This window comes from Oryzomicrobium sp. (genome assembly GCF_021287045.1).
Taxonomy (GTDB): domain Bacteria; phylum Pseudomonadota; class Gammaproteobacteria; order Burkholderiales; family Rhodocyclaceae; genus Oryzomicrobium.
On sequence record NZ_JAJTBG010000011.1, the window covers coordinates 73,269 to 88,171 of the forward strand.

A 14,903-nucleotide genomic window follows, 5' to 3' on the forward strand; every position below is an offset into this window, starting at 1 on the left:
GCCTGATTTGCTATGACTTATGTCAGGGTGGCGTCAATAAATTCCTTAAGTGTTTTTACGGATATTTCGTTCGGTACTAAAAAAATGAAAAAACAGTCTTAATGGTTATTCCTTTGCGGCTTACCATGGCCCCATTCCCGTTTTCGATTGGACCGTTTCCATGCGCACTTCCCGTCCCGCCGTCTCCGTCCTGGTCGCCCGCCGCCGCCTGCTCTCCCTGGCCCTGGTGCCCGTGCTCGGCGCCGCCCTGGGCCTTGGCCTGGGCAGTTCCCCGGCCCATGCCGGCGACGGCAGCGAGGCCAAGCCGTTCAAGGTCGGCGTCACCGCCGGCCCCCACGCCCAGATCCTCGAAGCCGTGAAGAAATACGCCGAAACCCAGGGTTTCAAGATCCAGATCGTCGAATTCACCGATTACGTGCAGCCCAACGCCGCCCTGGCCTCCGGCGACCTGGACGCCAACGTGTTCCAGCACAAGCCCTTCCTCGACGCCACCGTGCGCGACCGGGGCTACAAGCTGGCGGTGGCCGGCGACGCGGTGCTGATGCAGTTCGGCGCCTACTCGAAGAAGGTCAAGCACCTCAAGGACCTGCCCAACGGCGCCAAGGTGGGCATCCCCAATGACCCGTCCAACGGCGCCCGGGGCCTGCTGCTGCTGCAAGACCAGGGGCTGATCAAGCTCAAGGCCGACAAGGGCTCCGCCGTGACCGTGCTGGACATCGTCGACAACCCCAAGAAGCTGAAGATCGTCGAACTGGAAGCGGCCCAGCTGCCCCGCTCCCTGGACGACCTGGACGCGGCCACGGTCAATTCCAACTACGCCCTGCCCGCCGGCCTGGTGCCCAGCCGCGACGCCATCGCCCTGGAAAACCCCAACACCCCTTTCGCCCGCATCGTCATCGCCGCCCGGGAGCAGGACAAGAACGCGCCGACGGTGCAAAAGTTCGTCAAGCTGTACCGCTCCGAACCGGTCAAGCAGTTCATCAACACCACCTTCAAGGGCGCCTACACGGCGTCCTGGTAAGCCGGTAGCGAGAGGAACCGGCCCGTGGCCCGCCTGATCCATCCCGACGGCACCGTGGTCGCCGCCCCGGCGGCGGTGGCCCGGGCCGTGGCGGCCCTGGGCGCCCACCTGGACTGGCGCCCGCCGCCTTCGCGCATCGTCGACCTGCTGGCCAAGCCGGTGCTGGCCGAGGCGGAGAAGGCGACGGTGCTGGCGGCGGTGGATGCCCACGTCGCCCCCTGGGTCGAGCGTCTGGTGCGACGTGGGCGGGAGCGGGGCGGGCTAGGGTCTGAGGCCGCTGCCGAAGCCCCGTCCCCGGCCCCTGCACGGGATTTGGTGGTGCTGCACGAGGGCATCCCCAACCTGGCGGCCCTGCGCGAGCAGTTCGCCACGCCCCATCGCCATGACGACGACGAGGTGCGCTACGTGGTGGACGGGGTCGGCTACTTCGGCTTCGTCGCCGCCGACGGCAGCCAGGTGCTGCTCGAAGTGGCGGCCGGGGATTATCTGGAAGTGCCGGCCGGGGCCGAGCACTGGTTCGCCCTGGGGGCCGATCCGCGCCTCAAGGCGGTGCGCTACTTCCTTGGGGCACCGGCCTGGGAGGCAAGCTTCACGGGCACTTCCGTGATGCCTTCCCTGAAAGCCGCGCCCCTGGCCGATCTCCAGAGGGTCTAGTCCAAACGCTAGGACTGGCGCGGGGTTTGGGACGATGCCCCGCAAGCTTGGCCGTCCGGCACGCCGCACTTGCGCAGCACCAGGGCCAGGGGGCAGAAATTGCTCAGGCTGAACTGGAACAGGTTGGCGCCGACGAAGGCGGTTAGCCAAAGAAAGTAGGACGACACGTACAGCGGGCTGGCCGGGGCGCCCAGGGCCAGGCTGATCAGGATCATCAGGCCGGCAAAGAAGCGGATGGCACGTTCGACGGTCATGGCGGGTTCCTTATGAATGAGAGGGATCACAGCCGCCCGCCGCGCTGGCGGTAGGCGACGAAATAGAGCAGCGGGATCACCACCAGGGTGAGCAGGGTGGAGACGAGAATCCCGAAGATCAGCGCAATGGCGAGCCCGTTGAAGATCGGGTCGTCGAGGATGAAGAAGGCGCCGGTCATGGCCGCCAGGGCGGTCAGGGCGATGGGCTGGGCCCGGGTGGCGGCGGAGTGCACGATGGCGTCCTTGAAGGGCACGCCGGCCTCCACTTCGAGGCGGATGAAATCCACCAGCAGGATCGAGTTGCGCACGATGATGCCGGCCAGGGCGATCATGCCGATCATGGAGGTGGCGGTGAACGGGGCGCCGAGCAGGGCGTGGCCGGGCATCACGCCGATCAGGGTGAGGGGGATCGGCGCCATGATCACCAGGGGCGCCAGGTAGGAGCCGAAGTGGGCCACCACCAGCAGGTAGATGAGGATCAGCCCCACGGCGTAGGCGGCGCCCATGTCGCGGAAGGTTTCATAGGTGATCTGCCATTCCCCGTCCCACTTCAGGCCGTAGCCCCGGTAGGCGTCGTCGGCCTGGCGGATGAAGGTCTCGGCGACCGGGCCGCCGTCCGGGGCGACGATTTCGCCGATGCCCGAACGCAGGGCGAACATGCCGTAGAGGGGGCTGTCCGGCAGGCCGGCGCGGGTTTTTCCGTCACCGTAGTCGGAAACGTCGCCCATCACGTAGGTCAGCGGCAGGCCGTCCTTGCGGTAGCGGGCCTCGTCCACCGTGGCCGGGCGGGGGCTGACCAGCTCGCGGATCGGCACCAGGGCGCCGCCGGCGCCGCGCACGGTGAGGGCGAGCAGGTCCTGGTCGTTGCCCCGGGATGAATCGGGCAGGCGCAGTTGCAGGGGCACCGGGTACTTGGCGCCATCGCGCAGGTAGGTCACGTCCTCGCCGGCCAGGCCCGCCGCCAGGGTGGCGACGATGGCCTGCTGGCTGACCCCGGCCCGGGCCGCCTTGTCCTTGTCTACCACCAGCAGGGTCTTGGGCGCCGGGGCGTTGTGAGTGCTGTCCACGTCCACCACCCCGCTCGTCTGCTGGAACACCCGGCGCACCGCTTCGGCCATTTGGTTACGCCCGGCCTCGCTCGGCCCGGTGATCTCGGCGACGATGGGCGAGAGCACCGGCGGGCCCGGCGGCACTTCCACCACCTTGACCCGGGCGCCGTAGCTGGCGCCGATGGCGGCCAGGGCCGGGCGCACCCGCTGGGCGATGGCGTGGCTCTGGGCGCTGCGGTGGTGCTTGTCGGCCAGGTTGACCTGGATGTCACCCACCTCGCCGCCGTCGCGCAGGTAGTACTGGCGCACCAGACCGTTGAAGTTGATTGGCGCGCTGGTGCCGGCGTAGGCCTGGTAATCGGCCACCTCGGGCACCGTGGCCAGGTAGGCGGTCATCTCGCCCAGGGCCGCGGCGGTGGTTTCCAGGGGCGTGCCGTTGGGCAGGTCCACCACCACCTGGACCTCGGACTTGTTGTCGAAGGGCAGCATCTTCAACACCACCCATTGCACCGCCGGCAGGGCCAGGGAGAGGGCGATCAGCCCGGCCACCGCCAGCCCCAGGCGGCGGCGCTGGCGCGGCCCCCGGGCGTCGTCGAGGAAGGGGGCGAAGACCTTGGCGGCCAGGGGCTGCAGCTTGGCCGCCAGGCCGTCGTGATGGGCCGCCTGCTTGGGCAGCCAGCGCGCCGCCAGCCAGGGAGTGACGACGAAGGCCACCGCCAGGGAGATCACCATGCCCATGGAGGCGTTGATCGGGATCGGGCTCATGTAGGGGCCCATCAGGCCGCTGACGAAGGCCATCGGCAAGAGCGCGGCGATCACCGTCAGGGTGGCCAGTATGGTGGGGCCGCCCACCTCGTCCACCGCCCGGGGGATGAGGGCCAGGAGCGGCGCCTCCGGGTCGAGCAGGCGGTGGCGGTGGATGTTTTCCACCACCACGATGGCGTCGTCCACCAGGATGCCGATGGAAAAGATCAGGGCGAACAGGGACACCCGGTTGAGGGTGAAGCCCCAGGCCCAGGAGGCGAACAGGGTGGCCATCAGGGTGAGGATCACTGCCAGGCCGACGATGCCCGCCTCGCGCCGGCCCAGGGCCAGGGCCACCAGGGCCACCACCGAGGCGGTGGCGAAGAGCAGTTTGTGGATCAGCTTCTGGGCCTTGTCGTTGGCCGTCTCGCCGTAGTTGCGCGTGATCGCCACCTCCACGCCCTCGGGCAGCAGGGTGTTGTGCAGGGCATCGACACGCTTGAGCAAGGCATCGGCCACCTGCACCGCGTTCTCGCCGGGCTTCTTGGTGATGGCCAGGGTGACGGCGGGGTGGTCGGCACCGGGAGGGATGGCCTTGTCGGTGCCGGCGGCAGCGGCTTCGCCCTGGGCCGCAGCCGGCCCGGTGCCGTGCCAGACGTAGCGGGTCGCCGGAGCCGGGCCGTCGCTGAGATTGGCCACATCGCGCAGGAACACCGGCTTGCCGCTATGGACGCCCACCACCACCTCGCCCACGGCGGCGGCACTGTCGAGATAGGGACCCACCTCGACGGCCAGGCGTTGGGCGCCCCGGTCGGTGGGCACCAGCAGGTCGCCGGCGGGCAAGTTGGCGTTGGCCCCGGCCAGGGCCTGGCGCAGGTCGGCCACGGTGAGCCCCTGGGCGGCCAGGCGCTGGGGGTCGAGTTCGATGCCGATGGTGCGGTGCGGGCCGCCGTAGGTGGTCACTTCCCGGGTGCCGGGCACCCGTTTCAATTCCGCTTCCAGGCTGTGGGCCACCTGCTCCAGCACCAGGGGCGAGGCCGTGCTGCCTTGGCTATCCCGGGCGAACAGGGTGAGGGTGACGATGGGCACGTCGTCGATGCCCTTGGGCTTGATCAGGGGCGGCAGGGTGCCCAGGTTGGCGGGCAGCCAGTCGCCGTGGGAGTGGATGGTGTCGTAGAGGCGCACCAGGGCCTCGGTGCGCGGCACCCCCACCTGGAACTGCACGGTAAGCACCGCCAGCCCGGGGCGGGAGACGGCGTAGAGGTGGTCGATGCCGGCCATCTGGCCGAGCACCTGCTCCGCCGGCTGGGCCACCTGGGCCTCCACGTCGGCAGAGCTGGCGCCGGGGAAGGGCACCAGCACGTTGGCCATGGTGACGTTGATCTGGGGCTCTTCCTCCCGGGGCGTCACCAGCACGGCGAACAGGCCGAGCAGCAGCGCGGTCAGGGCGATCAGCGGGGTGATGCGGGCATTCTGGAAGTAGGCGGCCAGCCGCCCGGCCAGGCCCAGGCGGTCGACGTCGTGCGCCGCGCTCATCGCGGCGTCCCGGCCGGGGCCTGGCGGGTGGCGGCTTCGGGATCGAGGGCGACCCGCTCGCCAGTCTTGAGTCCGGCCAGGATCGGCACGCTGCCGTCGGCCAGGGCGACGCCGGGGCGGACATAGCGCAGCCGGGGGCGTTGGGCGGCATCGAGCACATACACGGCGGTCAATTCGCCGCGTCGCACCAGGGCCTTGCCCGGCACGGTGAGGGGAGCGGCCTCGGCCTTGCCGGCGGCCAGGGGAAAGGCCACCCGGGCGAAGGTGCCGGGGGGCAGTCGCTGCACCTCGGCGCCGGCGGGCAGGTCGAGGCGCACGGTGCGGGTCTGGGCCAGGGGGTCGGTGCTGGGCAGCCAGGTGACCTTGCTCGGGGTCAGGCGCAGCGGGGCGGCACCGTCCGGGGCAATGGCGATCTCGGGCAGGGCGTCGCGCCGCACCCGCTCGGCCACCGTGGCCGGCACCGTGGCGGTGACGCGCAGGGCGGAGGGGTCGTAGACCGTGAGCAAGGGCTTGCCCGGCACCGCCACGTCGCCCCGCTCCGTATCCACCTGCGATACCCAGCCGGCAAACGGCGCGGTGAGGCGGTACAGCCCGGCCTGGGCGGCAGCGGCGCCCGCCGAGGCGATCTGGGCCCGGGCCTGGGCCTCGGCGCTACGGAACTTGGCTTCGGCCTGGTCCAGGGCGGCGGCGGAGAGGAACTTCTGGGCCGCCAGGGCCTGGGCCCGGGCGTATTCCTGACGGGCCTGGACCCGCTGGGCCTCGGCGGCGGCGATCTGGGCGTGGGCGGCGGCGGCCTGGTCGGCGGCAGCCTTGCCCTCGACCTGCAACAGCATCTGCCCGGCGGCCACCCGGTCGCCGGCCAGCACCTTGAGCTCGGTCACGGCGCCGGCCACCGGCACCGCCAGGGCCGCCTGGCGCACTGCTTCGACCCGGGCCTCGGCCTGGTAGGCGGCTGCGTCCATCCGACTGCCCACGGTGATGGCGGCCAGGGGGGGCGGAGTTGCTTCGCCCGCCCGAGCCGGCGAGGCCAGCGGAGCGATCAGGAACGCCGCCAGCAGGGCAAGGCGGCGGGCGGCGGGGCATCGGGAGGGCTGGATGGGCATGGGACGGCGTGGATGGCTTGGGGCTGCCCCGTCCCGCGCCAGTTGGGGCATCGGTGCGGAGAGGGGAGTTAATGCGAAAGCGAGTACAGAACGCTCAGACGGCGAATTCTTCGTAGGCCTTGAGGGCGTGGGCGGCGTACATCAGGGACGGGCCGCCGCCCATGTACACGGCGGTGCCCAGCACTTCCTCCACTTCGGCCCGGGTGGCGCCGAGCTTGACCAGGGTCTGGACGTGGAAACCGATGCAGTCGTCGCAGCGGCTGGCCACGGCGATGCCCAGGGCAACGAATTCCTTGGTCTTCTTCTCCAGGGCGCCGTCCTTGATGGCGGCCTGGGCCAGTTGGGAAAAGCCGGCCATCACTTCGGATTGGCTCTGGCGCAGCTTGGCGAGCTGGGCGGACACATCCTGGGTGAGGGACTTGTGGGACTGGATCGACATGGGGGCACCTGGTGTGAAGGAAGGAAAAGGAAAAGAGGGGAAAGAGCTTCAGGGGAAAGAGCCTCAGGCGCCGCAGGAGCGCTTGAGCACGTAGAGGATGTCGGCCACGTCGGGACGGGCCAGGGAATAGAAGACGGCCTGGGCCTGGCGGCGGCTCTTCACCAGCCCTTCGCCGCGCAGCACCGTCAGGTGCTGGGAGAAGGCCGATTGGCTGAGGGCCGAGGCTCGGGCCAGTTCCCCCGCCGAACATTCGCCGGCGAGCAGGCGGCACAGGATCAGCAGCCGCTCCTCGTGGGCCATGGCCTTGAGCAGGCGCGCCGCCAGCTCCGCGTTGGGCCGCAAATCGCGCAGCAGCGCCGCGGCTTGGTCGGCATCGGGGAGTGGCGAAGAGCCGGTATCCGTGTATTGCATTTTTCTAATTTAGATTTTTCTAAATTAGAAGTCAATGATATTTCGGATGGCTTGACTGGTGCGGCAAATCCACCAATCCTTTCGTCATGTATTTATTATTTTTGTTTTAATTTTATTTATGACGAAAGTCTTGTTTTGGGGGCGGTGAGCATGAAGTCAGTCGATAGTTTCCCGTGCGTTTACCCCTTGTGATATATAGGTTCTCCTGCTGTTGAGGCTTGAGCTGCCACACGGGTTTTTGCTTTGAATTGTTTGTGTGTTGTCATAAAAATTTTAAATTTGTCTTATTATTTTGGTTTTTGTGGAGGGGCGGTGTGATCCATGCTGCGCTGTTTCATCTGGCCGAACGGCTGAATGAATCCCTCTCCCGCGGGGCGGGCATATCCGAGGACCTCGTGGTGGTCTCCAGCCTGCTCGAACAGGACGGCACCGTTTCGCCCAGCATCGCCAACAAGCTGGTGCTTTTCCTGACCTGCATCGAGAAGGATTCTTCCCCTGCCAGCATCGGGGGAGGCCGGCCCGGGGCCGAGGTGGTGATGCGCCGCCACCTTCCCGTTCACCTCAACCTCTATGTCATGGTTGCGGCCAATTTCGGCGGTGGAAACTACCCCGAGGCGCTCAAGATGATTTCCGCCGCCATTCAGTTCTTCCAGAAGAACCCGATCTTCGACCACCAGACCAGCCCGGGGTTGGACGGCCGGATCGACAAGCTCATCCTCGACATCGAAAACCTCAACCGCCAGGACATGGCCAACCTGTGGGGGGTCCTGAGCGGTAAGTACCTGCCTTCGGTGCTCTATCGGGTCCGCATGATCACCTTCGATTCCCAGGACGTGCGCTCGCTGGAACCGGCTGCTCTGGGGGTCGAAACCGGGCTGAGGACGCGCCATGGCTAGGGTGCGGTCCCTTTTTTCCCTGGTGGCGACCCATGAGCACCACGCCGGTGGGGTGTGCCCGGATGTCTATTTCGTCCCGACGCGCGCTTGCCGGAGCGCCCTGACCCGCAGCGGCCTGCTACTGCGCACCGGGGAGGGGGGCGTGTCGGTGTTCTACGAGGCCGTCAGCGAGGACGCCCTGCCCGACCGGGGCGAGTTCGACTTCTGGGCCTATTCCCGAGACGGCGATTTCCTGCGCTACACCGACATCCGTTTCAACGGTGAAGAGCGCTACCTCTATTTCGACAGCCGCCGCGCCGGGGAAGGCGGGCGGCTCAGCCAGGGCGACCACGCGGCGGAGGCCGACATGGCGGAGGCGTCCGACGTACCGCAGGAATTGCTGTACTGGCAGGCGCCGCCGCTGTTCATGGTCCGGATCGTGATCGGGGGCGAATGGCCGGCCGGGGTCTCCTACGCCGTGCCTTTCCGTGCCCGCCGCACCACCTGGCGCTACTACGTCAGCGGCAAGGGCGTGAACGGGGCGGATTTCTACGTGGCCGCGGCCAGCGGGGAAGAGGCATTCGATTACCAGGGCGAGGTGGTCTTGCCCAACCAGCGTCCCGCCAGCCTGTATTGCTCGCGGAGCGCCCTGCCGTTGCTGCGGGAGTCGGGCGAGCGTTATTCGCTCCGGGAACGCTTCAACGGTCACGTGGTGGTTCGGAACCTGCCCTTGCCGGCGGCGGGGGATCTTTCCCGGGATGCGGCGCTGCCCGGCGAGGGATGGGTATCGCCGGTATTCGTCAATCTGTAGTGGAGCACTGCGCCGGGTGCCTTGCTCCGGCGAACTTGATCAGCCGTCCAACCGTAAGGAGTAGTCATGGGGCAAATGAAGACACCCGGTGTTTACATCGTGGAGAAGAACGCGTTTCCCAATTCGGTCGTCGAGGTGGCCACGGCCGTCCCGGCGTTCATCGGGCATACGCAAAAGGCCGACAACAAGGGCATGTCCCTGGCCAACAAGCCGTGGCGCATCACGTCGATGGCGGAGTTCGAGAACTACTTCGGCATGGGGCCCGACGTTCAGTTCAACCTGGGCACCGAGGCGCCCCAGGGCGCCGCGTCGTCCCTGACCATCGCCGGCAAAACCTACTACCTGAGCCAGGCCTCGACCCCCTACCTGCTGTACTACAGCATGCGCCTGTTCTTCCAGAACGGTGGCGGACCCTGCTACATCGTGTCCGTGGGCTCCTACAGCGACGCTTTCGATCCGGGCCGTTTCTCCGCCGGCATCGACCTGCTCATCAAGGAGCAGGAGCCGACCATGGTGGTGATCCCGGAGGCGGTCAAGCTGAGCCTGGACGACTGCGCCGTGGTCCAGGGCGCGGCCCTCAAGCATTGCGGCCTGACCATGAAGAACCGCATCGCCGTCCTGGACGTCTATGACGGCTTCCGCAGCCGCCAGGACCCGCCGTCCGATCCGGTGCAGGTCTTCCGGGACCGGGTGGGCATCAACTTCCTCAGCTACGGCACCGCCTACTATCCCTGGCTCAACACCAGCGTGACCAGTGAGCGCTCCCTCAATTTCGATTCCCTGAGCGCCGACGGCAAGACCGCCCTGGTGGGCCTGCTGGAGGACGAGCTCGGGATCACCGGCGTGGACGAGGCGAGCCTGAAGCCCCGCCAGCTGGAGCAGAAGAACGAGGTTGCCAAGGTCGTCAAGGACTGGTCCGCCGACACCACCGTGCCCGCGGACAACGTGCCGACCATCAAGGCGATGCTCAACCAGTCGCTGATCTCCATGAGCCCGGGCTACAGCCGCCTGCTGGAGCAGATGGCGGTCACCCTGAACCTGCTGCCGCCCAGCGCCGCCATGGCCGGGGTGTATGCCATGGTCGACGACACCCGGGGCGTGTGGAAGGCGCCGGCCAACGTCAGCCTGACCTCGGTGGTGTCGCCCACCGTGAGCATTTCCCACGAAGAGCAGGAAGACCTCAACGTCACCCCCCAGGGCAAGTCGATCAATGCCATCCGCTCGTTCATCGGCGAAGGCGTCCTGGTCTGGGGCGCCCGTACCCTCGACGGCAACAGCCTGGATTGGCGCTACCTCAACGTGCGCCGGACCATGATCATGCTTGAGGAGTCGATCCGCCTGGCCACCAAGGCCTACGTGTTCGAGCCGAACACCGCCAATACCTGGGTGACCATCAAGAGCATGATCGGCAACTTCCTGACCGGCATTTGGAAGCGTGGCGGCCTGGCCGGCGCGGTGCCCGGGGACGCCTTCTCGGTGTTCGTCGGCCTGGGGGAGACCATGACGCCCGAGGACATCCTCGAGGGCATCCTGCGCGTCACCGTCCTGGTGGCCATCAGCCGCCCGGCCGAATTCATCGAAATCACGTTCCAACAGCAAATGCAGAAGTCCTGACGCGGCGTCGGACTGCAAACATAGATAGGAGGACCCGATCATGGCAGGTGAAAAGCAAGACACCAACTGGCCCTTGCCCAAGTTCTACTTCCAGGTGAAGTGGGATTCCAACGTGATGTCGTTCCAGGAAGTCTCGGGGCTCGACGTCCAGTCGGAGGAGATCAAGTACCGCCACGGCGACAGCAAGGTGTTCGCCCCGATCAAGATGCCCGGCCTCAAGAAGTACGGCAACGTCACCATGAAGAAGGGCATCTTCAAGAGCGATAACAAGTTCTGGGACTGGTTCGACCAGATCAAGATGAACACCATCAAGCGGGTGCCGGTCACCATCAGCCTGCTCGACGAGAACGGCGACCCGACCATGGTGTGGACCCTGCAGAACGCCTGGCCGACCAAGATCACCGGTACCGACCTCAAGGCGGAAGGCAACGAAGTGGCGGTCGAGACCATCGAGATCGTCCATGAAGGTCTGACCATCGCCAACAAGTGATCCGTGTGATCAGGGCGGGGGGAGTGAGCTCCCCCCGCCGATCGGGAGTGGAATGCGATGGCTGAAGACGTGCTGCCCGCGGCGTTTTATTTCAAGGTGAAGACCGGGGCGCCGGGGAGCGATACCGACGTTTCCTTCCAGGACGTGTCCGGCATCGTCGCCGAGATGGATCTGGAGACGTACAACGAGGGCGGCGAGAACACCTTCGTCCATCGCCTGCCCAAGGGCGTCAAGCACCAGAACCTGGTCGTGTCGCGCGGCATGGCGGCCGCCTCGTCCCCCCTGGTGACGTGGTGCAAGGAAACCCTGGAAGGCGGGCTGGCCAAGCCCATCGAGACCCGCCTGCTGCAGGTGTTGCTGCTCGACGCCGAGGGCAATCCGCTGCGCAGCTGGTCGTTCCAGGGCGCCTACCCGGTCAAGTGGCAGGCCACGGAATTCAATTCCCAGAAGAACGAACTGGCGATCGAGAAGATCGAGTTCGCCTTCAACGGCTTCGTGCGCGACGGCAGCCACTGATGAGCATCGAGATCAAGCAGATGGTGGTGAAGACCCAGGTCGTCCATTCCGCCGGGCCGGAAAACCGTGGCATGCCGGAAGAGGCGAAGCAAGCCGCCGAGCAGGAGCTGGGCCGCCTGCTTGACGAGTGCCGGCGCCTGCTTGCCGAGCTGCGCCGCGAGAAGCGGGAGCGCTGACCATGTCCAAGGTGCGCCTCTCCATCGCCGCCTGCACGCTCCGCAACGGGCGGGCCACGGTCTCGAAGGACCTGAATTTCGAGACCATGCTCAATCCCTCGTCCTACAAGCACAACCTGAACATCACCTACAACCGGACCACGGCCCTCGGCAAGGCCAGCCAGGACGTTAAGTTCAACACGGCGGGCGGCGACACCCTGTCGTTCGACCTGCTGATCGACGCCACCGGCGCGGTGGAGCCGGTGACGCCCGACGGCAGCGTGCTGAAACGGATCAAGTTCCTGAAGAAGGTGGCCTACGACTACGACGGCGGCAAGCACGAACCGAACGTGGTGCGGGTGCTGTGGGGCGGCTTCCTCTTCTACGGCCGGCTGACGTCGATGACCATCGACTACACCCTGTTCAAGCCATCCGGCGAACCCCTGCGTGCCAAGCTTGGGTTGTCGTTCGTCGGCAGCATGAGCTCCAAGGAAGAGTCGCTACAGAGCAAGCGCTCGTCGCCGGACCTGACCCACGTGGTCGAGTTCAAGGCCGGCGACAGCCTGCCCCTGCTGTGCCACCGGATCTACGACGACAGCAGCTACTACGCCGCGGTGGCGCGCTACAACGGCATCACCAACTTCCGCGCCATCGCACCCGGCCGCAAGCTGCTTTTTCCTCCCCTGCGCTAAGCCATGACCGTTTCGCCCGCCCTCAACAGCGACGGCCCGCTCAAGCTCGAGATCAGTGCCGCCGGAAAAAACATCGCCGACGACCTGGAAGTGATGTCCGTCCGGGTATTCAAGGCCGTCAACCGCATCGCCCAGGCGGAGATCGTCATCCGCGACGGCGACATGCCCACGGGGACGTTTCCCGCCAGCGAGGGCGACAGTTTCAAGCCCGGGGGCGAGATATCCATCAGCGCGGGGTACGGCCAGGAGGCCACGGTCCTGTTTTCCGGCATCGTCGTCGGCCAGCGCCTGGGCATCGGCGAGGGCAACCTGGCCACGTTGACCGTGGAGTGCCGCGACAAGGCCGTGGCCATGACGGTCGGGCGCAAGAACGCCAACTACGTGGACCAGAAGGACAGCGACATCGCCTCCACGTTGATCGGCAACGCCGCCGGCCTGACGGCGGACGTGTCCTCTACCAGCACCCAGTGGAAGGAACTGGTCCAGTACTACTGCTCGGACTGGGATTTCCTGGTTGCCCGGGCCGAAGCCAACGGCTTCGTGGTGACGGTGAGCGACGGCACTGTCGGGTTCAAGGCGCCCGACACGTCGGCCTCCGCTGACCTCAAGGTCACCTACGGCTACGACCTGATGGAATTCCAGGCCAGCCTGGAGGCCCGGGACCAGTTCGCCAAGGTCAAGGCGACCGCCTGGGACATCAAGAACCAGGCCGTTATCGTCGCCGAGGCCAGCCCCGAAGGGCTCAACGAACAGGGCGACCTGGATTCCGCCACCCTGGCCAAGGTGCTCGGCAGCGAGCCCTTCGGTCTGCAGACCCCCGCCACTCTCGAAAGCGGCGCCCTCGAAGCCTGGGCCAAGGGGCAGCAGCTCAAGTCCGGGCTGTCCCGCCTGCGCGGTTCGATGGCCTTCCAAGGCTCGGCCAAGGCCAAGCCGGGGGGCATCATCCAGCTCGAGGGCGTGGGCAAACGCTTCAACGGCAACGTCTACGTCAGCTCCGTCACCCAGGAGTTGCGCGAGGGCAACTGGCTGACCCGGGTCGAATTCGGCATGTCCCCCACCTGGTACGCCGAGCGCGGCGACCTGGCGGCGCCCGGGGCGTCGGGCCTGGTGCCGGGCATCGAAGGGCTGCACGTCGGGGTGGTCAAGAAACTCGCCAGCGACCCGGAGGGACAGTTCAAGGTCCAGGTGTCGGTGCCCGTCATGCAGGCGAGCACCGACGGGGTGTGGGCCCGGCTGATGCAGTTCCACGCCACCAGCGGCCAGGGCGCCTTCTTCCTGCCCGAGATCGGCGACGAGGTGGTGCTCGGCTACTTCAACAACGACCCCTCGGCGCCGGTGATCCTGGGCAGCCTCTACAGCAGCTCGCGCAAGCCGCGCTATGACTTCGCCGATGCCAACAACACCAAGGCGATCACCACCCGCAGCGGATTGACCCTGGAATACGACGATGAGAAAAAGATCATCACCCTGGTCACGCCCGGCAACAACACCATCGTCATCAGCGACGACGACAAGTCCATCCTGCTCAAGGACCAGAACGGCAACACCGCCAAGCTGGGCACCTCGGGCATTGCCCTGGACAGTCCCAAGGACATCACCCTGTCGGCCAAGGGCAAGATTTCCCTGTCTGCCCTGAACAACGTCGAAATTTCCGCCACCCAGGACGCCACCGTCTCCGGCCTGAACATCAGCCATACGGCCAAGGTCGGCTTCACCGCCAAGGGCAACGCCACCGCCGAGCTGTCCGCCTCGGGCCAGACCACGGTCAAGGGTGCCATGGTCATGATCAACTGAGGACGCCAGCCATGCCCCCCGCCGCCCGCCTTACCGACATGCACACCTGCCCCATGCAGACGCCCGGCCTGCCGCCCATCCCCCATGTGGGCGGGCCGATCGTCGGCCCCGGGGTCCCCACGGTCCTGATCGGCAAGCTGCCGGCCGCCGTCGTCGGGGACAACTGCGTGTGCGTCGGCCCGCCCGACACCATCGCCATGGGGTCATCCACCGTGCTCATCAACAACCGCCCAGCCGCCCGCCTGGGCGATACCACGGCCCACGGCGGCAAGATCGTGCTTGGCTGCTTCACCGTCATGATCGGAGGCTAGGGCGTGGCCTCCGACGCTCCTTTCCTCGGTACCGGCTGGCGCTTCCCGCCGTCGTTCGACCATGGCGGCCGGCGGGCGGCCATGACCTCGGGCGAGGACGACATCCGCGAAAGCCTGGCCATCCTGTTCGCCACGGCCCAGGGTGAGCGGGTCATGCAGCCCACCTACGGCTGCGAACTGCGCGCCATGGTGTTCACCGTCATCGACGCCAGCGCCGTCACCGCCATCCAGGATGCCGTGCGCCGCGCCGTGCTGTTCTGCGAACCCCGCATCGACCTGGAAAGCGTCGAGGTGGACGAAAGCCGCGCCGCCGAAGGAATCTTGCACCTGGACCTGGTCTACACGGTGAGGGGCACCAACACCCGCAGCAACATGGTCTATCCCTTCTACTTCCTGGAGGGGACCAGCCTGGTGCGTTAGCCACCGGCTGTCAG

At 66.9% G+C, this 14,903-nt stretch carries 17 protein-coding genes; 12 read left to right on the plus strand and 5 right to left on the minus strand.

Annotation, left to right across the window (positions count from 1 at the left end):
- The first annotated feature begins 160 nt into the window (after positions 1-160).
- Entirely contained in the window at positions 161-1,021 is an 861-nt protein-coding gene (locus tag LWW89_RS13320; RefSeq protein ID WP_293264942.1) for a MetQ/NlpA family ABC transporter substrate-binding protein, read from the plus strand.
- Between the two features lie 24 nt (positions 1,022-1,045).
- Positions 1,046-1,675 (plus strand): cupin domain-containing protein, encoded by a 630-nt coding sequence (locus LWW89_RS13325; RefSeq protein WP_293264943.1) that lies wholly within the window; start codon positions 1,046-1,048, stop codon positions 1,673-1,675.
- A gap of 8 nt (positions 1,676-1,683) precedes the next feature.
- Here LWW89_RS13325 and LWW89_RS13330 read toward each other — a convergent pair whose 3' ends face one another.
- From LWW89_RS13330 to LWW89_RS13350, 5 genes are all read right to left on the minus strand, one after another.
- Positions 1,684-1,929, minus strand: a complete 246-nt coding sequence (locus LWW89_RS13330) for a DUF2892 domain-containing protein (RefSeq protein ID WP_293264944.1) — start codon at positions 1,927-1,929, stop codon at positions 1,684-1,686.
- A gap of 26 nt (positions 1,930-1,955) precedes the next feature.
- Positions 1,956-5,258, minus strand: coding sequence for an efflux RND transporter permease subunit (locus LWW89_RS13335; RefSeq protein ID WP_293264945.1), 3,303 nt, complete (start codon positions 5,256-5,258; stop codon positions 1,956-1,958).
- Positions 5,255-6,361 (minus strand): efflux RND transporter periplasmic adaptor subunit, encoded by a 1,107-nt coding sequence (locus LWW89_RS13340; protein ID WP_293264947.1) that lies wholly within the window; start codon positions 6,359-6,361, stop codon positions 5,255-5,257. Before LWW89_RS13340 ends, LWW89_RS13335 begins: the two co-directional genes overlap by 4 nt.
- Before the next feature lie 94 nt (positions 6,362-6,455).
- A complete protein-coding gene (locus LWW89_RS13345) occupies positions 6,456-6,800 on the minus strand; it encodes a carboxymuconolactone decarboxylase family protein (RefSeq protein WP_293264949.1) in 345 nt (114 codons plus the stop codon).
- 63 nt (positions 6,801-6,863) lie between these two features.
- On the minus strand, positions 6,864-7,211 hold the full coding sequence (locus LWW89_RS13350; RefSeq protein WP_293264951.1) for a metalloregulator ArsR/SmtB family transcription factor: 348 nt from the start codon (positions 7,209-7,211) through the stop codon (positions 6,864-6,866).
- Between the two features lie 314 nt (positions 7,212-7,525).
- Here LWW89_RS13350 and LWW89_RS13355 point away from each other — a divergent pair, with 314 nt between their 5' ends.
- The 10 genes from LWW89_RS13355 (at position 7,526) to LWW89_RS13400 (ending at position 14,889) form a co-directional block, all read left to right on the plus strand.
- Entirely contained in the window at positions 7,526-8,107 is a 582-nt protein-coding gene (locus tag LWW89_RS13355) for a DUF4255 domain-containing protein (RefSeq protein ID WP_293264953.1), read from the plus strand.
- Entirely contained in the window at positions 8,100-8,897 is a 798-nt protein-coding gene (locus LWW89_RS13360) for a hypothetical protein (protein WP_293264955.1), read from the plus strand. Before LWW89_RS13355 ends, LWW89_RS13360 begins: the two co-directional genes overlap by 8 nt.
- A gap of 75 nt (positions 8,898-8,972) precedes the next feature.
- The gene (locus LWW89_RS13365; RefSeq protein ID WP_293264957.1) at positions 8,973-10,511 is read left to right on the plus strand and encodes a phage tail sheath C-terminal domain-containing protein; all 1,539 of its coding nucleotides are present in this window, start codon (positions 8,973-8,975) and stop codon (positions 10,509-10,511) included.
- 40 nt (positions 10,512-10,551) lie between these two features.
- On the plus strand, positions 10,552-11,001 hold the full coding sequence (locus LWW89_RS13370) for a phage tail protein (RefSeq protein WP_293264959.1): 450 nt from the start codon (positions 10,552-10,554) through the stop codon (positions 10,999-11,001).
- Between the two features lie 57 nt (positions 11,002-11,058).
- Positions 11,059-11,517: a phage tail protein gene (locus LWW89_RS13375; protein WP_293264961.1), complete on the plus strand. Its 459-nt coding sequence runs from the start codon at positions 11,059-11,061 to the stop codon at positions 11,515-11,517.
- The gene (locus tag LWW89_RS13380; RefSeq protein WP_293264963.1) at positions 11,517-11,693 is read left to right on the plus strand and encodes a DUF5908 family protein; all 177 of its coding nucleotides are present in this window, start codon (positions 11,517-11,519) and stop codon (positions 11,691-11,693) included. Before LWW89_RS13375 ends, LWW89_RS13380 begins: the two co-directional genes overlap by 1 nt.
- A 2-nt stretch (positions 11,694-11,695) precedes the next feature.
- Positions 11,696-12,364 (plus strand): hypothetical protein, encoded by a 669-nt coding sequence (locus LWW89_RS13385; RefSeq protein WP_293264965.1) that lies wholly within the window; start codon positions 11,696-11,698, stop codon positions 12,362-12,364.
- Between the two features lie 3 nt (positions 12,365-12,367).
- Positions 12,368-14,158, plus strand: a complete 1,791-nt coding sequence (gene vgrG / locus LWW89_RS13390; protein ID WP_293264967.1) for a type VI secretion system tip protein VgrG — start codon at positions 12,368-12,370, stop codon at positions 14,156-14,158.
- Positions 14,159-14,169: 11 nt separating this feature from the next.
- A complete protein-coding gene (locus tag LWW89_RS13395; protein ID WP_293264969.1) occupies positions 14,170-14,469 on the plus strand; it encodes a PAAR domain-containing protein in 300 nt (99 codons plus the stop codon).
- Positions 14,470-14,472: 3 nt separating this feature from the next.
- A complete protein-coding gene (locus LWW89_RS13400; protein ID WP_293264971.1) occupies positions 14,473-14,889 on the plus strand; it encodes a GPW/gp25 family protein in 417 nt (138 codons plus the stop codon).
- Positions 14,890-14,903 lie beyond the last annotated feature (14 nt).